Origin of the sequence: Nonomuraea aurantiaca (genome assembly GCF_020215705.1) — a bacterium.
GTDB classification, from domain to species: Bacteria; Actinomycetota; Actinomycetes; order Streptosporangiales; family Streptosporangiaceae; genus Nonomuraea; species Nonomuraea aurantiaca.
On the sequence record NZ_JAIWNB010000002.1, the window covers coordinates 824,555 to 844,740 of the forward strand.

The following is a 20,186-nucleotide window of genomic DNA, read 5'->3' on the forward strand; positions in this document are numbered from 1 at the left end:
GCCGGGACATGGCCGAGTTGAACGCGATCGAACTGGATGACGTCGTCAAGGAGTACCTCTCGCACGGCGAGGTTGTCCAGGCCGTGAAAGGCATAACGCTGGGCATCGCCGAGGGGGAGTTCTTCTCGCTCCTCGGCCCGTCCGGGTGCGGCAAGACCACGACCATGCGGATGGTCGCCGGGTTCGAGGACCCCTCGCGGGGTGTGGTCAGGCTGCACGGCAAGGACGTGACGGATGTCCCGCCGAACAAGCGTGACGTGAACATGGTTTTCCAGTCCTACGCACTGTTCCCGCACATGAGCGTGTGGGACAACGTGGCGTTCGGGCTCAAGCAGCGCAAGGTCCCCCAGCAGGAGATCAGGCAGCGCGTCGGCGAGATCCTGGAGATCGTCGATCTCACCGGCCGGGAGAAGCGCCGGCCGCGCGAGATGTCCGGCGGCCAGCAGCAGCGGGTGGCGCTGGCCCGCGCCCTGGTCAACAAGCCGCGGGCGCTCCTGCTCGACGAGCCACTCGGCGCGCTCGACCTCAAACTCCGCCAGGCCATGCAGATCGAGCTCAAGCGCATCCAGCGCGAGGTCGGCATCACGTTCGTGTACGTGACGCACGACCAGGGCGAGGCGCTCACCATGAGCGACCGGATCGCGGTCATGAACGACGGCCTGGTCGAGCAGCTGGCCGGACCGCGCGAGATCTACGAGCGGCCCGCGACGGCGTTCGTGGCCGGATTCATCGGCACCTCCAACCTGCTGGCGGGCACGGCGGCCGGCGGAGTGCTGACCGTCGGCGGCGGCCGGGTGCTGGTGCCCGAGCAGAACGGCCAGGTCACCGTGACCGTCCGGCCGGAGAAGATCACCATCTCGACGGAGCAGCCCGACGGCGACGTCAGCGCCGTGCCCGGCACCGTGGCCGAGGTGGTCTATCTGGGGACCTACAACAGCTACGCCGTGAGCCTCGCCGACGGGGCCGAGATCACGGTGTTCCAGCAGAACGCGCTCGACTCGACGACCACCGCGGAACGGGGCGATTCCGTCTGGCTGTCATGGAGGGCGCAGCACTCTTATGCGATCGGAAGTTGATTCATGGACCCCTCGATCAACCCAGCCCTCCTGAGGGGCATGACCCAGGCCCGTACCCGTCGAGACGCCTTCAGGATCGCCGGTCTGTCCGCCGCCGGGCTCGCCCTGGCCGCCTGCGGCGTGCAGGGCAAGAAGGCGGCGCCGCCCAAGGCCGACGCCGTCAAGGAGTTCTGGGCCAAGCAGACCAAGCACGGCCGGGTGGTCTTCGCCAACTGGCCTGAGTACATGCCCGAGAACCAGGCGCCGCTGAAGAAGTTCCAGCAGGCCACCGGCATCTCCTACGAGTACAAGGAGGTCATCCAGGAGAACGCCGAGTTCTTCGGCAAGGCCGACCCCGTGCTCAGGGCGGGCCAGTCGCTCGGCTTCGACATCGTCGTGATGACCAACGGCGTCCAGCTCCAGCACATGATCGACCTGGGCTACGTCACGGCGCTCGACCACTCGCAGATGCCGAACTTCCTGGCCAACGTCGGCGACAAGTACAAGGACCGCGCCTACGACCCCGGCAACGTCTACACGATGCCGTACACCTCGGGCGTGACGGGGATCGCCTACAACACCAAGTACGTCAAGGACGAGCCCAAGAGCATCGAGGCGCTGTTCGACCCGAAGTACAAGGGCCGGGTCGGCATGATGAGCGACGCGCAGGAGATCGCCAACTTCGGCATGTTCGCCCTGGGCCTGGACCCGGAGAAGTCGACCGAGGCCGACTGGCAGAAGGCCGGGGCGAAGCTCAAGGCCCAACGCGATGCCGGAATTGTCCGGAAATATTACGACCAGAGCTATATCGATGCCGTGTCCAAGGGCGACGTCTGGATCAGCATGGCCTGGTCGGGCGACGTCTTCCAGCGGCAGCTCGCCGGTGAGCCGGTCAAGTTCGTCGTGCCCGAGGAGGGCGGCACGATCTGGACCGACAACATGCTCATCCCCAAGAACGCCGCCAACCCGCTCGACGCGCTCATGCTCATGGACTACCTCTACCAGCCGGCCGTCGCCGCCGAGCTGGATGAGTTCATCCAGTACGTCACGCCGGTGCCGGCCGTACAGGATCTGCTGCGCGAGAACGCCGCCAAGGCGACGGGCGAGGCGAAGAAGTCGCTGGAGGACATGGTCGACAGCCCGCTGATGTTCCCCTCGGAGGCCGACTACGCCAAGCTGCGCACCTACACCAAGCTGAACACCAAGCAGGAGCAGGTGTTCAACCCGATCTTCCAGTCGATCACGCAGGCGTAGCCGATGAGGCGGCTTACCCCCTACCTGCTGGCGCTGCCGAGCTGGATGTGGCTGGGGATCTTCCTGGTCGTGCCGATGGCCGCCATGGCGTCGGTGTCGTTGCAGACGGGCAACGCGATCGACGGCTTCGCCATGACGTTCAGCTTCTCCAACTACACCGACGCGCTCGGCCGCTACAGCCCGCAACTCCTGCGCTCCCTGCTGTACGGGGGGCTCGCCACGGGGGCGATGCTGGTCATCGGCTATCCCGTGGCGTACTGGATCGCCTTCAAGGGCGGCGCGCGCAAGTCGATGTACCTGTTCCTTCTCCTGCTGCCGTTCTTCGTCTCGTTCGTGCTGCGGACGATCTCGTGGGGCTTCCTGCTGGCCGACGACGGCGTCCTGTTCGGCCCGCTGAAGAGCTGGGGCGTGCTGCCCGCCGGCTTCCACGTGCTGGCCACGACGTTCGCGGTGGTGGGCGGGTTGACCTACAACTTCCTGCCGTTCATGATCCTGCCGATCTACGTGGCGCTGGAGCGGGTCGATCCGCGGGTCATCGAGGCGGCCTACGACCTGTACGCCTCGCGCACGGCGGCCTTCCGCCGGGTGGTGCTGCCGCTGTCGCTGCCGGGGGTGTTCGCCGGGGTGCTGATGACGTTCGTGCCCGCCACGGCGGACCCGGTCAACGCGCAGATCCTCGGCGGCACGTCCAACACGATGATCGGCAACATCATCCAGACCCAGTATCTGACGAACCTCGACTACCCGACGGCCTCGGCACTGTCGTTCACGCTGATGGCGGTGCTGCTCGTGGGCATCTTCATCTACGCCAAGGCGCTCGGCACCGAGAACGTCCTAGAGGCGGCGGCGCGATGAGGGGCCGCGGGCTCGGGGACCGGCTGCTGCACGTCTACACCTGGCTGATCATCGTCTGGCTGTCGTCGCCGATCGCGGTGATGATCCTGTTCGGGTTCAACGACAAGAAGAGCAAGTCGAACACCACCTGGCAGGGCTTCACCCTCAAGTGGTACGGCCAGCTCTTCGACATCTCCGACCTGACCGTCGCGCTGCGCAACTCGCTGGTGATCGCCCTGGTCAGCACGCTCATCACGGTCGTGATCGGCACCATGCTGGGACTGGCCATCGGCCGCTACCGCTTCCGGGGCCAGGGGGTGACCAACTTCCTGGTGTTCGCCGCGATCTCGACGCCCGAGCTGGTCATGGGGGCGTCGCTGCTGTCGCTGTTCGTCTCGGGCAACGTGCCGCGCGACGCGAACACGATCATCGTCTCGCACGTGCTGTTCTCGCTGTCGTTCGTCGTCGTCACCGTACGGGCCAGGGTGATCGTGCTGGATCCGGCGCTGGAGGAGGCGGCCAAGGATCTCGGGGCGACCAGCTGGGGGACCTTCCGGCAGGTGACGCTGCCGTCGATCCTGCCGGGCGTGCTGGCGGGGGCGATGCTGTCGTTCGCGCTGTCGATCGACGACTACGTGGTGACCAGCTTCGTGAACGGCTCCACCGTGACCTTCCCGCTGTGGATCGTCGGGTCCGTCAAGACCGGCATCCCACCGCAGGTCAACGTCATGGGTACGCTGATCTTCGGCATCGGGGTACTGATCGCCATCGCCACCTCGGTCACGGCTCGTCGTCGTGCCTGAAAGTTCCTGACTGACACTGTGGGGAAGTGGAATGTGTGGATCCGCTGAAGGCGCTTGCTGACGCGGAGCGCAAGCCGTACTGGCTGGACAATCCGGCCAGACCGGAGCCGCGACCGCGGCTCTTCGGAGACACCAGCGCCGACCTCGTCGTGGTCGGCGGCGGCTTCACCGGGCTGTGGACCGCCCTGCTGGCCAAGGAACGCGACCCTGACCAGGACGTCGTCCTGCTCGAAGGCCGCAGGATCGGCTGGGCGGCCTCCGGCCGCAACGGCGGCTTCTGCATGGCGACCCTCACCCACGGCCTGCCCAACGGCCTCGAACGCTGGCCCGACGAGATCGACCGGCTCGAACGCCTCGGCGTGGCCAACCTCGACGAGATCGAGCGGACGCTGGAGCGCTACGGCATCGACTGCTCCTTCGAGCGCACCGGCGAGCTGAACGTCGCCACCGAGCCATGGCAGCTCGACGCGCTCGGCGAGCACCTCGATCTCGTCTCCGAGCTCGGCCTCGACTACGTGGCACTCGACCAGGACCAGGTGCGGGCCGAGGTGAACTCGCCCACCTACCTGGGCGGGGTCTGGGACCGCAGCGGTTGCGCCATGCTCGACCCCGCCCGGCTGGCCTGGGGGCTGCGCGAGGTCTGCGTGTCGCTCGGCGTCCGGGTCTATGAGCGCAGCCCGGTCCGCTCGCTGGTCGACGACGGCGTCACGATCAGCCTGCGCACCCCGCACGGCGTCGCCACCGGCCGCCGCGTCGCGCTCGGCACCGGCGTGTTCCCGCCGCTGCTGCGGCGGCTCAAGCACTTCGTGGTGCCGGTGTACGACTACGCGCTCATGACCGAGCCGCTGACCGAGGCGCAGCTCGCCGAGGTGGGCTGGCGCAACCGGCAGGGCGTCGGCGACGGGGCCAACCAGTTCCACTACTACCGGCTGACCGACGACAACCGCGTCCTGTGGGGCGGCTACGACGCCGTCTACTACAACGGCGGCCTGGTCAAGCCGGAGTACGACCAGCGCGACGAGACGTTCGTGAAACTGGCCGGGCACTTCGCCACCACGTTCCCGCAGCTCGCCGACGTGCGCTTCACGCACCGCTGGGGCGGCGTGATCGACACCTGCAGCCGCTTCAGCGCCTTCTACGGCCAGGCGCACGCCGGCCGGCTGGCCTACGCCGTCGGCTACACCGGCATGGGCGTCGGTGCCACCCGCTTCGGCGCCAACGTCATGCTCGACCTGCTCTCGGGCGAGCGCACCGAGCGGACCGACCTGCGGATGGTACGCGAGAAGCCGATCCCGTTCCCGCCGGAGCCGGTGCGGTCCGGGGTGATCCAGTTCACCCGGTGGTCGATCGCCCAGGCCGACCAGCACGAGGGCCGGCGCAACCTCTGGCTGCGCGCCCTCGACCGGATGGGCCTCGGCTTCGACTCATAACCCGTTCATAACGCGTCTAAGACGGGATCATCGACATATGAGGGTTGAGTTCACCGCTGACGGGATCGTGCTGGCCGGGGACCTGCGGGTGCCCGAAGGAGAGGGCCCGTGGCCCGGTCTGGTGTTCACCGGGCCGTTCACCGGAGTACGTGACCAGGTCACCGGGCTCTACGCGGAGCGGCTGACCGCGCGGGGCTACGTGACACTGGCCTTCGACCACCGCAACTGGGGCGAGTCCGGCGGCGAGCCGCGCCGTCACGAGGACCCGCAGGGCAAGCTGGGCGACCTGCGGGCCGCGGTGTCGCTGCTGCGGTCGAGACCCGAGGTGGACGCGGCGCGGATCGGCGCGGTCGGCATCTGCCTGGGCGGGGGATACGCGCTGCGGTTCGCCGCCTTCGATCCCCGGGTGAAGGTCTTCGCCGGGATCGCGGGGGCGTACAACAACCCCTACGCGATGCGGTCCGGCATGGACTACCAGGCGGCCCTGGCCTCCTTCACCGAGGTGCTGGAGCGTCAGGACCTCGGCGGGCCGGTGGAATACCTGCCCGCCGTCGCGCAGGAGGGCGAGGCGGCCATGCCCGGCGACGAGCCGTACGCCTACTACGGTGGCGCGCGTGCCGCGTCGGCGACCTGGGTGAACGAGGTCACCCGGGCCAGTGTGCGCGAGCTGATCACCATGGACAACGTGATGGGCGCCGACTTCCTGTCGCCGAAACCGGCGCTGATCGTGCACGGCGTGGTGGACCGGTTCTGCTCGCCGGAGGGCGCGGAGGAGGCGTTCCGGCGGCTCGACCAGCCCAAGAAGCTGGTCTGGGTCGACGCCAAGCAGCACATCGACCTCTATGACCAGGAGCCGTACGTCACGCAGGCGGTCGACGCAACAGCGGACTTCCTGCGTGAGCACTTGTGAACGTCAGACTCTGACCGTCGGGGACACGGTCTCGGGAATGACCTTGGGCACGCCGCGCAGCCCCACCAGCGCGAGCACCGCCACCACGGCCAGCATCGCCGCGGTGGACAGCGCCGTGACCTGGACGGCCTCGACGTAGGCGACCCGGGCCGCCTCGATGAGCTGCCCGGCCTGCGCCGCGGGCAGCGTCTCGGCCGTGTGCAGCGCGCCCGCGATCGACTCCCTGGCGGCCTCGTCCGGCACTCCGGCGGGCAGGCGCAGGCCGGTGCTGTAGGCGCTGTTCAGCAGGGTGCCCAGGATGGCGATGCCCAGCGCCCCGCCCAGCTCGAACGCCGTCTCCGACACCGCGGCCGCCGCCCCGGCCCGCTCCTTGGGCGCGGTGGCCAGCACGTTGTCGTGGTTGACGGTGAAAGCGAAGCCGATCCCGATCCCGCTGAGGAACTGCGGAGCGAGTATGGCGAGCAGGCTCGTGTCGAGCCCGAACGTGCTGTAGCAGAGGAACGCCCCCGAGGCCAGCGCCAGGCCGAGTGCCACGACGCCGTTCCTGCCCAGGAGTCCGATGGCCCGGCCCGCCAGCATGCCGCTGATCGCGCCGCTGAGCCCGCCCGGCAGGCTCGCCAGCCCGGCCTGCAGCGGCGTCCAGCCGAGCACGAGCTGGAAGTACCAGGCGGACATCAGCGACATGGCGGTCATCGTGAAGATCGCCAGCAGGTTGGTGCCGATCGACGCGCTGAAGGCCCGGTTCCTGAACAGCCGCACATCGATCAGCGGCTCCGCCAGCCTGGTCTGCCGCCACCCGAACAGCCCCAGGCACGTCACGCCCAGCACGGCCGCCACGGGCACGGCGACGTGCCCGAACCCCTGGTGGGCGGCCTCCTTGATCGCGTAGATGGCCGTCACGATGCCGGCGAAGGAGAGCGCCACGCTCGGCAGGTCGACCCGGCCGGCGTCGGGGTTGCGTGACTCCGGCAGGACGAGAACGCCGCCGGCCAGCACCAGCGCCATGATCGGCACGTTGATCAGGAAGACCGAGCCCCACCAGAAGTGGTCGAGCAGCAGCCCGCCGATGACCGGGCCCACGGCGAACCCGGCGGCGCTCATCCCGCTCCAGAGGCCGACGGCGGCGGTCCGCTCCCGGGGTTCGGTGAAGACGTTGCGGATGATCGACAGCGTCGACGGCATGATCGTCGCCCCGGCCACGCCGAGCAGCGCCCTGGCCGCGATGAGCAGCTCCGGATTGGGGGCGTAGGCCGTCACCGCCGAGGCCGCCCCGAACGCGGCGGCGCCGATGAGCAGCAGGCGCTTGCGGCCGATGCGGTCGCCGAGGTTGCCCATGGTGATGAGCAGGCCCGCGAGCGCGAAGCCGTAGATGTCGCCGATCCACAGGAGCTGCGTGGCGTTCGCGCCGAGGTCGCCGACCAATCTGGGCAGGGCCAGGTGCAGGACCGTCATGTCGAGCGAGAGGAGGAGGCTGGCCAGGCAAGCGACGGCCAGACAGGCCCATTTGCCGTTGATGGTGCGCATGCGGACCACCATGAGCGGAGGCGCTGACCGATCGCCTACCGCTCGCTGACGATCTCCGTGAGCTCGGTCAGCCCGGTCTGGATGCGGGCGCGGACCTCTCCCGCGCTGTACCAGTCGCCAGGGCACTCGGCCAGGGCCTGCTCCATGAGCGCGCGGGCATCGTCGCGGTCGCCGCGGAGCATCGCCAGCTCGCCCAGCCCCACGTGCGCCCTGGCCATCGTGTCACCCGAGCCGATCCGCCGGGCCATCTCGGCGGCCCGCAGATAGTCGCCCCGCGCCCCGTCGAGGTCGCCCAGCCGGGCCACGGAGTCCCCGCGCAGGCACAGGCACTCGGCCATGTCCGCCTTCGCGCCGAGCTCCCTGGATGTCCGCAGGCCCTGGTCGGCCAGGTCGCGAGAGGCCGCGTAGTCACCCTGCTCATAGGCCAGCTCGCTGAGCCCGCTGAGCGCCAGCGTGGCGCCCCAGCGCTCGCCGAGGGCCCGGAACGCGGTCAGCGCCCGCTCGAACTCGGCCCTGGCCTCGTCACCACGGCCGATGATCTGCAGCATGAACGCGAAGCCGCAGTGCATCAAGGCCCGCGACCAGGGCGACAGGCTGCCGGAATAGTGGGCCACCAGCTTCTGGACGCCCTCGTAGTCGTCGGGCGGGCCGGTGAACATCGGCAGCATCATCGTCAGGGACTCCAGCCGCGTCGGCAGGTAGGCGACCGGCATCAGGCGGCGGAGCTTGTCCAGCCGGGCACGCAGCTCGTCACCCGGCTGCCTGCCCCATGCCGCGACCAGCACGCACATGGCGTACTCCTCTTCGAGGCCCTCGGGCGGGGTGCTGCCCATATCGGCGATCAGCCCGTCGGCCAGGCTCGCGCTGGTGCCCCGGTGGCCGCGCGTCCACCAGTAGTAGGCGGAGTAGGCGAGGATCCGCAGGCCCAGCGCCTCCCGGCCGGTCTCGGCCGACCAGCGTACGGCGGCGGCCAGGTTGTCGCTCTCCTCGTCGAGGCGCGCCAGCCATTCCAGCTGCTCGGCCTTGCGCATGTGGCCGTCCGCCTCGACGGCCAGCGCCAGGTAGCAGCCGGCGTGCGCCTCGCGCACCGCCTCGGTCTCGCCCGACTCCGCGAGCTTCTCGGCGCAGAACGCCTGGATCGTCTCCATCATCCAGTAGCGGCCGTCCACGGCCTCGACCAGTGACTTCTCCGCCAGCGAGAACAGCACCTCCTCCGGCAGCCCGCACACCCGCTCCGCCGACTCGGGCGTGGCGCCGCCCACGAACACCGTCAGCCGCCTGGCCATCCGCTGCTCCCGCTCGTCGAGCAGGTCCCAGCTCCACGCCACGACCGCGCGGAGCGTCTGGTGCCTGGGCAGGGCCGTACGGCTGCCGCGGGCCAGCAATCGGAACCGGTCGTCGAGCCGCGCCGCCACGTCGCCGACCGACATCGTGCGCAGCCGCGCGGCCGCCAGCTCGATCGCGAGCGGCAGCCCGTCGAGCGCCCGGCAGATGCCGGCCACCTGAGCCAGGTTCGTCTCGTCGACCGGCTGCCGGACCGCGGCCGCCCGGTCGGCGAACAGCCGGACGGCGGGGTAGTCGAGGGGGTTCGCGGCGTCGGGCGGCGGCAGCCGCAGCGGCGCCACGGGCAGCAGGGACTCGCCGGTGATGCCCAGGGCCTCGCGGCTGGTCGCCAGCACCCGCAGCGCCGGGCAGGAGGCGAGCAGCACGTCGGCCAGCTCGGCCGCGGCCGCGACGAGATGCTCGCAGTTGTCGAGCACCAGCAGCAGCCCGCGGTCGGCGAGCGCGGCGAGCAGGCGGGCCATCGGATCGACGGCGGGCCGGTCGTGGCCGGACAGCCGGGTGTCGCGGATGTCGAGCGCCGCCAGCACCGCCTTCGGCACGTCGGCGGGGTCGGTGACGGGCGCGAGCTGCACGACGCACACGTCACCGGTGACCCGCTCGGCGGCCTCCATCGCGAGCCGGGTCTTGCCCGCCCCGCCGGGTCCGATGAGCGTGACGAGCCTGGCCGCCGCCAGCTGGGCGCCCACCTGGCGGAGCTCCTCGGCCCTGCCGACGAAGCTGGTGAGCTGGGCGCGCAGGCCCTGCCTGGTCACGGCCGCCGCGGTGGTCGACACTGTGGCCGCCAGCGACGGGTCGGCCCTGAGCACGGCCAGGTGCGCCGCGGCCAGTTCGGCTCCTGGCTCGACGCCCAGCTCCTCGTCGAGGAGCCGCCGGGCGTCGGCGTAGACGGTCAACGCCTCGGCCTGCCTGCCGCTGCCGTACAGGGCCCGCATGAGCTGGGCCCGCAGCCGTTCGCGCAGCGGGTGGGCGGCCGTCAGCCGCCGCAGCTCGGCGACCAGCTCGCGGTGGGCGCCCAGCTCCAGGTCGGCCTGGACGCGGTCCTCGACGGCGACCAGGCGCAGCTCCTCCAGCCCGGCGGCGGCCGCCTCCGCGTGCGGGGCGTCGGAGAGCGGCGGCGCGCCCCGCCACAGCGCCAGCGCCTCGCGCAGCAGCGACGCCGCGCGGCGTGGGTCGCCGGCACCGAGAGCCCGCCTGCCGTCGCCGGCCAGCCGCTCGAACCGGTGCGCGTCGACGTCCTGCGGGTCGGCCGCCAGCCGGTAGCCCGCCGGATGGAACTCCACCCGATCCCTGCCCAGCGCCCGGCGCAGCCTCGACACCTGCGCCTGCAGCGCGTTGGCCACGCCCTCGGGCGGCTGCGGGCCGTAGAGGGCGGCGGCCAGCCGCTCGGCGCCGACGACCCGGCCCGCGTCGAGCGCCAGCAGCGTGAGCAGCCCCCGCAACCGGGGGCCGCCGAGCGCGACCGGCTCGCCGTCCTCGCCCAGCGCCCGTGCCGGGCCGAGGATTTCGAAGCGCATGCCTCGATTATCGCGGCCCCGCGAAGACCGCGGCGATCTTCGGGTGCGACGGCTGTCGCGGTTCGACGATCTCCGCGTACGCCCGCTATCGCGGTTCGGGGAGCATCGCGACGATCTCCGCGTACGTCGGCGCCGGTGGTGCCGTCTTCCCCTGTACGGCCAGCAGGCTCGACAACGCCCCGTGCAGCGAGGCCCGGTACAGCAGCGACCCGGTGCTCACCCTGGCGACGCCCACCGAGGCGAGCTGGGCCAGCGTGGGCCCGTCAGGCAGGAACAGCACGTTGACCGGCAGCGGCGTGCTCGCCACCACCTCGGCGATCTCCCCCAAGTCGCGCAGGCCGGGGACGAAGACGCCGTCGGCGTGTCCGTAGGCGCTCACCCGCTCCCGTGTGTCGCCCGTCTTCAGCCAGTGGGTGTCGGTCCGGGCGTTGACGAACACGCCGTGGCCCTTGGCCGCCTCGATGATCCGCTGGTGCAGCTCGATCGGCCGCAGCGTGCCGTCGGCCCGGCCGTCCTCCAGGTTGACGCCCGCGACGCCCAGGGCCGCGAGCGCCGCGACCAGGTCGGACACCCGCGCGGGGTCGTCGCTGAAGCCGCCCTCGATGTCGACGGTGACCAGGACACCGAGGTCCTTGAGCAGCTCGGCCAGCTCGATCGTCTCCGCCTTGGTGACGCCCGCGGCGTCCGGCTTGCCGTGCACGGCGGACACGCCGAGGCTGGTGGTGCCGATCGCAGGGAAGCCCTGCGCGGCCAGCATGGCGGCGGACCCGTAGTCCCAGGCGTTGGGCAGCAGCAGCGGGTCGCCCGGCCGGTGCAGGTCGCTGAAAGGGGTGCTCATCGGGTGTCCTCCGGTCGCAGGATCGCCGCCAGCACGCCGGCCGCGAGGGCGAGCGCGTGGGCGGAGGCGGGGCAGGGGCGCACGCCCGAGCCGAACGTCAGGTGGGGCGTCGGGCCGCGCGAGACGTCGAACCGCTCGGGCCGGTCGAATACGGCCGGGTCGCGGTTGGCGGCCACCAGGTCGATCGTGATCTCCTCGCCCGTCTGCCGGTCGAGCCTGCGGCTGGCCTTGAGCGGCGGATCATGGCGGAGCGTCTCGTGCAGCAGGTCGTCCGTGTCGTCGCCGGGTTCGGCGTGGGTGAGCGCGTTCGCGATGAGGGCCGTCGTGGCGGCATGGGCCTGCAGGAGGATGGTGATCCCGGGGATCGGGTCGCCCGCGCCGGACAGGAGCTCGACCAGCTCGGCCACCGCGGCGTCGGCCTCGGGCCCGGCCTCGCCCGACAGGTAGCCCGCGGCGGCGGCCGCCACCGCTCCCGTCAACCGCTTGTCGTCGGTGACGCCGAGCGCGGCGCCGAGCACCGCCGCCGGGACGTCCGGCCAGTCGCCGTCCCGCTTCAGCGTCTCCGCCGTGGCGGCCTGTCTCAGCGCGGCCGGGTCGAGGGCGGCGAGTCGCTCGGTGACCAGGCGGCGTCGTTCGGTGTGCGTCTCGCCGGTGCTGAACCGGGACACCTGGGAGCGGAGCCAGGCAAGCGTCCCGGAGGGCGCGTCCTGGCGCACCGGAGGTGGCACGTAACGGGTGTCGGCCAGCACCGAGACGGCATCGGCATGGCGGGTGATGAGCATGGGACCACGCTAGGCCGGAATTCCTTCGACGCCGGGCGAAGTATCGGCGCGTCAGGTTGCCAGGCGTTCAGGCCGCCAGGCGTTCGGGGTGCTCGGGGTGCTCAGTCGGGGCGGGCCGGGCCGCCGGCCGGACGGTGGGGCGCCGATCCACGGCGGTCACGGCCATGCACACGACCAGCGCGATGTCGGCCAGCACCACGCCCCGCTCCAGCAGCCCGTAGTAGGAGCCGCCGCCGATCAGCGGCGAGGTGAAGGAGGCCGGGTGCGCGACCAGGTAGGCGACCAGCGCCACCGCCGAGGTCACGCTGAGCGCCTTGACCCGGTTCCACATCGGCAGGGGCGCGCGACCTCTGGCCAGGGCCCAGCCGGCCACGGGCAGGGCGGTGAAGATGACGGCCGAGGACCAGCGGTGGATCTCACCCACCAGCGAGCCGACCGCCGCGCCGCCGGGGTCGGTGGGGAAGACCGCGCTCAGCATCAACCCGGCCGCGGCGGCCAGCAGCAGCACCCTGGCGGCCGCGCTGCGGCCGGGCTCCCGGGTCGCCAGCGCGTACGCCAGGGACAGGCAGGCCCCGGCCAGGGCGAGCATGCCGATCAGCACGGGCGCCATCCCGCCGGGGATCAGCGCGTAGTCGCTCAGCAGCGGCTGGCCGGGCAGCGCGAGCTGCGCGTAGCCGAGCGCGGCGACGGCGGCCAGCGCGCCGGCCACGGCGCTCACCACCGGCACCGTCACCGAAACCGGCTCCATGCCGCGACCTGAGAGGTCCGTCGGGGTCATCGCGCCACCTCGTCATAGATCTTCTCGAAGCGGGCCAGGGAGTTCTGGTGGTCGTGCGTGAGGGCCAGGTCACGGCTCGCCTTGCCGAGGCGGGCACGCAGGTCGTCGTCGGTGAGGATGGTGGTCATGTGGCGGGCCAGCGACATGACGTCCCGCGGCTCGAACAGGTAGCCGTTGTCCGCCACCAGGTGCGGCAGGGCCATGGCGTTCGCCGCGACCACGGGCAGCCCGCTGGCCATGGCCTCCAGGGTCGCGATGCTCTGCAGTTCGGCGATGCTCGGCATGGCGAACAGGTCGGCCGCGGCGAACGCCTGCGGCATGTTCTCGTCGGGCACGTAGCCGAGGAAGAACACCCGCTCGCGGACCCCGATGCGATCAGCCAGCCGCTCCAGCTCCGGCCGCTGGTTGCCCTGCCCGACGAGCGCGATCTGCGCGTCGGTGTCGTTGAGCACATACGGCAGCGCGCGGACGAGATCGTCGAGGCGCTTCTCCTCGTCCAGGCGGCCGACGAACAGGGCGGTGGGGCGGTCGGGCAGGTCGAACAGCTTGCGGGCCCACGCCTTGGGCTCGGCGTGCGGGTAGAAGCGGGCCAGGTCGATGCCGCACGACACCGACTCCACCTCGCGGGTGAAGCCCTGGTCGGCCAGCAGCTTGGCGGCCAGCGGCGTGGGCGTGGTGATGTGGTCGGCGCGGTTGAAGATCCGGGCGAAGTCGCGCCAGGCCAGTTGGCCGGCCTTCTGCCGGAGCCGGTCGGGGATGTGGCCGAACTGGAAGAGGTTGTCCGGCATGAAGTGGTTGGTGGCCACGATGGGCACCTGGCGGCGGCGGGCGGCGGCGATGGCGGCGCGGCCGACGACGAAGTGGCCCTGGGAGTGCAGGACGTCGGGCTGGACGGCGTCCATCAGCCGGTCCAGCCGGGTGGGGACGGTGACCCGCATGGTGGGGTGGACCAGGAGCGGCGCGGAGCGCAGCCGGTGCACCACCACGCCGTCGACCACCTCGGCCGTGGCCGGGCCCTGGTCCGACTGGCAGACGACGTGCACCTCGTTGCCGCGCGCGGCCAGGCCGCTGGCCAGGCGGTAGGTGAAGACGGCGGTGCCGTTGACGTCGGGAGGGTAGGTGTCGGTGGAGATCAGGATGCGCCGCGGGCGCGTGGGGACGGGCGCGAGCTCTGTGCGCTGGGTGGTGGTGCGCAGGGGCATGACCATGACGGGGACTCCAGTCGAAAGGGTGATCGCCGACCGGCTGGGGAAGGCCGGTGCGGGAGCAGGTGGTGGGGGGTAGGTGGTTCGGGGGCAGGTCAGTGGCGCGCCTCCAGCGGAGTGGTGCGGGCCAGGGCGAGGGTCCCCGCCGCGGTCAGCGCCGCCGCCGCGATCGGGGCCAGTCCGGAGGGCAGCGGCTCGCCCAGCAGCAGCGCGCCGAAGGCGACCGCCGTGAGCGGGTCGGCGATCTGCAGCGAGGCGAAGGAGACGCCGAAGTGGCCGACGGCGTAGGCCCGCTGGAGCATCATCAGCGCCAGCAGCGCGGGCACCGGCATCGCCAGCAGGTACCACCAGTTCCAGGAGCCGTCGACCAGCGCCCGCATGAGCGTGGCCGTGGCGCCGTACAGCACGCCCGAACTGGTGGCCAGCAGCGCCGCCCGGCCCGCCGGCGAGGCGATCTTCGAGCCCGCCCAGAGCAGCACCGACGCGATGCCGGCGACCGCCAGCAACGTCAGCACGCCGTTCGGGCTCAGGTACGTCGGGCCTTCGGCCGCGGGCACCAGCAGGACCAGGCCGATCAGCCCGGCCGCCACCACACCCGCGGCGGTCAGCTCCTTGCGGGAGGGCCGCCGGCCGTGCAGCGCGGCGGCGATCGGCAGCGCGAACAGCAGGCTCGCCACCCCCATCGGCTGCACGACGGTCAGCGGGCCCAGGCCCAGGGCGACGACGTGCAGGCCACCGCCGGACAGGATCGACAGGCCGCCGAGCAGCCAGCGCGGCCTCCGCAACAGCATGAGCAGGGTGGGCTTGGTCGTACCGGCCGCTTCGAACTGCTGAAGCGCGGCGCCGAGCGCGAAGAACAGGGAACCGACCAGGGCGATAACGGCGGCCAGGACAGTCATGCCCACTCCTCTCAAACAGATGGTTACCGGGCGAGGTCAAACAGACGTGTCCACCGGAAGGCGCTCCGGGGAAGCCTGGGTGGCGCGTCGCTTCCGCGCCCACCGGATGACCTCGACGAGGCCGGTGACGGACAGGGCGATGCCCAGGCCGAGCAGCAGGCCCTTGATCGGGTCGTTCTCGAAGGCCATCCCGCCGAAGAAGCCGATCAGGCCGGAGTACAGGCCCCACGAGGCGGCCGCGATCGCGTCGAAGAAGGTGAAGGAGCGCAGCGGATGGCGTACGGCGCCCATGGTCAGCGTGGTCGCGGTGCGCCCGCCGGGGATGTAGCGAGCGGCCACGAGGATCATCCCGCCGCGCTCGGCCAGCGCGTTTCCGGCCCACACGAACGCCTTGCGGTGCCGCAGCCGCCCGCCCGACTTCTTGCCGATCAGGTAGGAGATGTGGTCGCCCGCGAAGGCGCCCAGCGCGGACACCACGATCACCAACGCCAGGTTCGTCTGCCCGGAGGCGGCGAAGACGGCCGCGGTGATCACCGCGGTCTCCGCCGGCACGACCGGGAAGAACCCGTCGAGCAGTGCCAGCGCGAACAGCGCCACGTACAGCCACGGTGACGACATCACCTGCTGGACCAGTTCCAGAATGGCGTGCGACATTGTGTGTACTCCGATCGTTGGGGCGCCCTCACATCGTGTCGCTGTGAGGTGCCGTGGGACATCGGGGATCACCCCGGTCGAACGCGTGCCCCACCCCGACAGGGGTCAGGGCGCGCACCTTTTGAAGCTAGAAACTCCGCAGGTCACGGCACATCAGTCGATCGGCACACATGACCCCCGACTTTCGTCAGGGGCGGTCATACGACCTCCGGGCGACACTCTTCGATCAAAGCGGGTCGCCGCTACCAGCACAGGAGTGTGGGTGGGCGGCTTTGGGGTGGGGTTAGCACCACCGGCCATGGTCGACCCAGCACCACCCTGACTTCTCGTCAGGGTCGTTCCCCTACCTCCGTCCGGACGCCCGGTTCCCCCTCACGGGTGAGGCGGATCCCTCCGCTGCGGGAGGGAGGGCCGGGGCGGGGAGGCGCACTGTTGGCACATGAGTCCCCAGAAAGCCGGAATCGGCCGCATCACGGCGGCGGTCGTGGCGATGGCCGCCATGCTCCCGTACCTGACACTGAAGATCTTCTGGCTGACCGGCCATCCGGTGGGCGTCTCCGACCCGGCGTTCATGAACGATCCGGCGATGGTCGGGCTGAACGTCATGACGTTCGGCATGGACGCGGTCGCGCTGCTCCTGGCGCTGGCGTTCACCACGCGGCAGGGCATGCGGCTGCCCGCCTGGCTGGTGCTGCCGCCCCTCTGGGTCGGCACCGGTCTGCTGTCCGTGGTGATCGTCACGGTGCCGATCGGCGTCCTGGTCTCCGGCCCGTCGATCTTCGTGACGGGCGGGCCCATCGCGCCCTGGGTCTACATGATGGTCTACGGCGGGTTCATCGGGCAGGGCGTGGGGCTGATCGTGGCGTTCGCCCTGTACGCCAGGGATCGGTGGCCCGCCGTCTTCTCCACGGCTCTCGGGTACGGCTACGCGAGCCCGACCAGGTCGTTCCAGACCGTCGTCGCCAGAGGGGCGCTACCGGTGTCGGCGGTGCTCGGCGCGACCCGCCTGTACTGGGCCGCCGGTAACCCCGCGCCGGAGCAGGTGCCGCAGGACGGATTCAAGGGCCTGCTCACGCTCGGGGCGGGGATCGCGCTGGTCCTTCTCGTCAGAGGCCGGGGCTCCAGGGCGTTCTGGCCGCCGCTGGTGGTGGGCTGGCTCGGCACGGGCGTCATGTTCGGCTGGGGGCTCTACGCGATGATCCTCACGGTCACCGGCGGGCCGCTCGGCGCGAGGATGACCGGCGCGGTGGGCCTGGTGGAGCTGTTCGGCACGCTGACCGGGCTGGTGATGGCGATGTGCGGGGCGTTCCTGCTGGCCGAACGGTCAGGCGCGGGCGCCGGACGGTCAGGCGTGGGCCACGTGCAGCCGGCGCAGGACGCGCTTGAAGGCGAAGATCGAGAAGGCGATCGCGAGACCGCTGATCAGGGCCACCGCTGACGTGCGGAGCAGCATGAACGTGCTGAGCGACTCGTGCAGCGCGAGCCAGATGCTCACCGTCGAGTTGGCCATCAGCACGAACGCCCACAGCAGCGTGATCCTGGCGAAGAACCTGCGGACCCGCTCGTGCTTGAGCACCGCCGACGGCAGGTGGATGTAGTCGAGCGTGAGCTTCTGCACGAGCGGCCTGTTGAGCCGCACCGAGGCCAGGAAGGCCATGCTGATGCAGAGCGTGCCCAGCTCCGGCTGGATGAAGTAGACCACCCAGCTGCCGGTCCAGAAGCCCACGGCGGCGCGCGCGGTGATCGCGATCGCAGCCAGGATCATCGTGGCGGGCACCCGGATACCCCTGATCAGCCGCCAGGCGACGCCGAGGTAGACCCAGGACACGGCGGCGGCCAGCGCCCCGTTGAGCCCCAGCACGGCCAGGGCGGCGTAGAACACGGCGAGCGGTGCGACCACGCCTTCGAGCAGACGGGGCACCGCCTGTCGCACGAGAGCGGTCAGACGCGGCAGGGTTACGGGAGGGTGATTCAAGACTGCTCCGCAAATTGGCCGACGATCAGCGGACTACCCGAGCTTCGGGAGACCAGGCTTCCCGGACGGACCCGTGGAGATTACGAATTGGTTACTCCGGGTCTGCCGGTGGCTTACCGTACCCGACATATCGGTATGCCACTGCCTCTTTTGCCACGTTCCATGAGTTTGTGGCTGTCCGAGTAGGTGCGGCCGGGTGGCCGCGCCGCCGCCGATCGTCACTCAACCACAGGCCCCTTGCGGGCCGCCGTAGCGGCGGTTTCAGCTCAGTGAAGTGGTCGCCAACTTGGCGCCGAAACCGAGGAACAGGGCGCCGACGCCCGAGGTCAGGCCCGCGCTGAGCTTTCTGCGGGTGCGGAACTGGGTGGCCAGGAAGGTGCCGCCGAGGATGAGCGCGGTGAGGTAGAGCAGGCTGAAGACCTGGATGATCGCGCCCAGGATGAGGAACGACAGCACGGGCGTGCTGTAGCCCGGGTCCACGAACTGGATGAAGAACGAGACGAAGAACAGGATCGCCTTGGGGTTGAGCAGGCTGATCGTCAGCGCCTTGCGGAAGGGGCGGAGACGGTTGCCCGGGATTTCCGCGTCAACGGCCTTGACCGGGGCGGCGGTCTCGGCGGTGCTGGGCCGGGAGCGCCAGGCACGCCAGGCGCTCCGCAGCATCTGGAAGCCGATCCAGGCCAGGTAGCCGGCGCCCGCGTACTTGACGATGCCGAACAGCACCGGGCTGGAGCGCAGCAGGGACGCCGCGCCCGCGGCCGCGAGGGCCATCAGGACCGTGTCGCCGACGAAGACGCCCGCCGCGGCCCGGTAGCCGTGGCGCACTCCGTGCTGGGCCGCCGCACTCAGGACGTACAGGGAGTTGGGGCCCGGCAGCAGGATGATGAGGAAGGCACCGAGAACGTAGGTCGAGAGATCCGTGATACCGAAGAACATGCCGCTCGCTCCTGGAATGCGTAATGACAAGCCAGGGTATCGCGCGATTAATCCCTCGGCGCGTACCAAATCCCTCCATGCGCTTGCTGGTAGCCGAGCGCCCGATAAGTGGCGTCCGCCAGAGCCTGGCCGCGCGGGTTGACGCCGAGTCCGATGCCCTGCTTGTTCATCGTGTAGCCGAAGGCCAGCCGGGCCGCCGGGTCGCAGAAGCCGAGCGAGCCGCCCATGCCCGCGTGCCCGAACGCGGTCGCGGACAGCAGTACGCCCTCGCTGTCGGCGGGCGGCAGGTACCTGTTGTCGACCGCCTTCATGAAGCCGGTCGAGAACCGGGTCGGCACGGCCAGCACCGCGTCGGTCCCCGCCGAGGCGGTCAGCCCCATGACGGCCACCTGCTCCTCGCTCACGAGCTCGCCGCCCCCGAGCGACAGCGGCCGGTACATGCCCGCCAGGCCCCTGGCATTGGTCACCGCGCCGACGGCGCCGTACTCGGCCGCGTGCGCCTCGCGGCTGTCCGACTCGCCGGGCGTCGTCATATAGCCGCCCTCGTTGGCCAGCAGCAGCCCCGGAATCGAGGCGGGATCGGTGAACGCCTTGACGTAGAACATGGGCGGGTCCGACGGCGGATCGGCGGGGATCGTGGGCGCCACCCGGCCCTCCTGCTCCTCGGGCAGGCCCAGCCAGAAGTCCAGGCCGAGCGGCTCGGCCACCTCCTCGCGGAAGAACGTGCCGAGCGAGCGCCCGCTCACCCTCCGGACGACCTCGCCGACCAGGAACCCGAACGTCAGCGCGTGATAGCCGTGCCCGCTGCCCGGCTCCCAGAACGGCTGCTCGCCGGCCAGCCGGTCGGCCATCAGCTTCCAGTCGTAGAACGCGCCGGGCGGCAGCGGCTCGCGCAACACCGGAACCCCCGCCTGGTGCGAGAGCAGATGCCTGACCAGCGTCGCCCCCTTGCCGTGGGCGCCGTACTCGGGCCAGTAGCGGACGACGGGGGCGTCGAGATCCAGCTCGCCGCGCGCGGCCAGCATGTGCGCGCAGAGCGCCGTGGCGCCCTTCGTACATGACCAGACGTGACCGATGGTGTCGTGCAGCCAGGGGACGCCGGGCGCGGCCTGGCCGCCCCAGAGATCGACGACGACCTCACCGTCGAGCACCACGCACACCGAAGCGCCGACCTCGCCGCGAAGTGCGAGGTTGCGATCGAACTCGTCCGCGACCTGGGCGAACCTGGGGTCGCACGTCCCTTGTACGGTCATTGCCCGAATCCATCACGAAAGGCGACCGCTGTAAACCGACTGCCCCGATGGCCGCGGGTCTGAGGTCCTGCCAGGCGAAGAGCTCGTCAGCGGAATCGAGGGGTCTTCCTGGAAGATGCTTTACCTTTATTCTATGTAGGTTTAGTGTGGAAATATGCGGTCGATCGACGAGAGCTGGGCGGTGACAAGGCCGCCATC

At 70.8% G+C, this 20,186-nt stretch carries 18 protein-coding genes; 7 read left to right on the top strand and 11 right to left on the bottom strand.

Features of this window, described 5'->3' with window-relative positions; translation table 11 throughout:
* Nucleotides 1-8 precede the first annotated feature (8 nt).
* The 6 genes from LDL49_RS09390 to LDL49_RS09415 are packed head-to-tail and all read left to right on the top strand — an operon-like array spanning nt 9 to nt 6,286.
* On the top strand, nt 9-1,076 hold the full coding sequence (locus LDL49_RS09390; protein WP_225290549.1) for an ABC transporter ATP-binding protein: 1,068 nt from the start codon (nt 9-11) through the stop codon (nt 1,074-1,076).
* A 39-nt stretch (nt 1,077-1,115) separates the two neighbouring features.
* Nucleotides 1,116-2,309, top strand: coding sequence for an ABC transporter substrate-binding protein (locus LDL49_RS09395; RefSeq protein WP_225290550.1), 1,194 nt, complete (start codon nt 1,116-1,118; stop codon nt 2,307-2,309).
* A 3-nt stretch (nt 2,310-2,312) separates the two neighbouring features.
* The gene (locus LDL49_RS09400; protein ID WP_225290551.1) at nt 2,313-3,164 is read left to right on the top strand and encodes an ABC transporter permease; all 852 of its coding nucleotides are present in this window, start codon (nt 2,313-2,315) and stop codon (nt 3,162-3,164) included.
* Nucleotides 3,161-3,946 carry an ABC transporter permease gene (locus LDL49_RS09405; RefSeq protein WP_225290552.1) on the top strand — a complete coding sequence of 262 codons (786 nt, stop codon included), beginning with the start codon at nt 3,161-3,163 and terminating at the stop codon, nt 3,944-3,946. The genes LDL49_RS09400 and LDL49_RS09405 overlap by 4 nt, the downstream gene beginning before the upstream one ends.
* Nucleotides 3,947-3,981: 35 nt before the next feature.
* The gene (locus tag LDL49_RS09410; protein WP_225290553.1) at nt 3,982-5,376 is read left to right on the top strand and encodes an NAD(P)/FAD-dependent oxidoreductase; all 1,395 of its coding nucleotides are present in this window, start codon (nt 3,982-3,984) and stop codon (nt 5,374-5,376) included.
* Nucleotides 5,377-5,413: 37 nt separating this feature from the next.
* Nucleotides 5,414-6,286, top strand: coding sequence for an alpha/beta hydrolase (locus LDL49_RS09415; RefSeq protein ID WP_225290554.1), 873 nt, complete (start codon nt 5,414-5,416; stop codon nt 6,284-6,286).
* Between the two features lie 3 nt (nt 6,287-6,289).
* On the opposite strand, the gene LDL49_RS09420 is transcribed toward LDL49_RS09415, so the two are convergent.
* The 8 genes from LDL49_RS09420 to LDL49_RS09455 form a co-directional block, all read right to left on the bottom strand.
* Nucleotides 6,290-7,810 carry an MFS transporter gene (locus tag LDL49_RS09420; protein WP_225290555.1) on the bottom strand — a complete coding sequence of 507 codons (1,521 nt, stop codon included), beginning with the start codon at nt 7,808-7,810 and terminating at the stop codon, nt 6,290-6,292.
* 35 nt (nt 7,811-7,845) lie between these two features.
* Nucleotides 7,846-10,668 carry an AfsR/SARP family transcriptional regulator gene (locus LDL49_RS09425; RefSeq protein ID WP_225290556.1) on the bottom strand — a complete coding sequence of 941 codons (2,823 nt, stop codon included), beginning with the start codon at nt 10,666-10,668 and terminating at the stop codon, nt 7,846-7,848.
* Nucleotides 10,669-10,753: 85 nt separating this feature from the next.
* On the bottom strand, nt 10,754-11,506 hold the full coding sequence (locus LDL49_RS09430) for an isocitrate lyase/PEP mutase family protein (protein WP_225290557.1): 753 nt from the start codon (nt 11,504-11,506) through the stop codon (nt 10,754-10,756).
* Nucleotides 11,503-12,288 (bottom strand): cytochrome P450 family protein, encoded by a 786-nt coding sequence (locus LDL49_RS09435; protein WP_225290558.1) that lies wholly within the window; start codon nt 12,286-12,288, stop codon nt 11,503-11,505. Before LDL49_RS09435 ends, LDL49_RS09430 begins: the two co-directional genes overlap by 4 nt.
* Nucleotides 12,289-12,355: 67 nt before the next feature.
* Nucleotides 12,356-13,066: a DUF998 domain-containing protein gene (locus LDL49_RS09440; protein WP_225290559.1), complete on the bottom strand. Its 711-nt coding sequence runs from the start codon at nt 13,064-13,066 to the stop codon at nt 12,356-12,358.
* Nucleotides 13,063-14,274 (bottom strand): glycosyltransferase, encoded by a 1,212-nt coding sequence (locus tag LDL49_RS09445; RefSeq protein ID WP_225290560.1) that lies wholly within the window; start codon nt 14,272-14,274, stop codon nt 13,063-13,065. Before LDL49_RS09445 ends, LDL49_RS09440 begins: the two co-directional genes overlap by 4 nt.
* Before the next feature lie 92 nt (nt 14,275-14,366).
* Nucleotides 14,367-15,170 (bottom strand): DMT family transporter, encoded by an 804-nt coding sequence (locus LDL49_RS09450; protein WP_225290561.1) that lies wholly within the window; start codon nt 15,168-15,170, stop codon nt 14,367-14,369.
* Between the two features lie 36 nt (nt 15,171-15,206).
* Complete coding sequence (locus LDL49_RS09455) at nt 15,207-15,824, bottom strand: DedA family protein (RefSeq protein WP_225290562.1); 618 nt, start codon at nt 15,822-15,824, stop codon at nt 15,207-15,209.
* Between the two features lie 439 nt (nt 15,825-16,263).
* On the opposite strand from LDL49_RS09455, the gene LDL49_RS09460 reads away from it, so the two are divergent.
* On the top strand, nt 16,264-17,262 hold the full coding sequence (locus tag LDL49_RS09460; protein WP_225290563.1) for a hypothetical protein: 999 nt from the start codon (nt 16,264-16,266) through the stop codon (nt 17,260-17,262).
* On the opposite strand, the gene LDL49_RS09465 is transcribed toward LDL49_RS09460, so the two are convergent.
* The 3 genes from LDL49_RS09465 to LDL49_RS09475 all read right to left on the bottom strand — a co-directional run bounded on the left by LDL49_RS09465 (nt 17,170) and on the right by LDL49_RS09475 (nt 19,988).
* Nucleotides 17,170-17,799, bottom strand: a complete 630-nt coding sequence (locus LDL49_RS09465) for a VC0807 family protein (RefSeq protein WP_225290564.1) — start codon at nt 17,797-17,799, stop codon at nt 17,170-17,172. The genes LDL49_RS09460 and LDL49_RS09465 overlap by 93 nt on opposite strands.
* A gap of 261 nt (nt 17,800-18,060) precedes the next feature.
* A complete protein-coding gene (gene leuE / locus LDL49_RS09470) occupies nt 18,061-18,735 on the bottom strand; it encodes a leucine efflux protein LeuE (RefSeq protein WP_225290565.1) in 675 nt (224 codons plus the stop codon).
* A gap of 47 nt (nt 18,736-18,782) precedes the next feature.
* Entirely contained in the window at nt 18,783-19,988 is a 1,206-nt protein-coding gene (locus LDL49_RS09475) for a serine hydrolase domain-containing protein (RefSeq protein ID WP_225290566.1), read from the bottom strand.
* Nucleotides 19,989-20,186 lie beyond the last annotated feature (198 nt).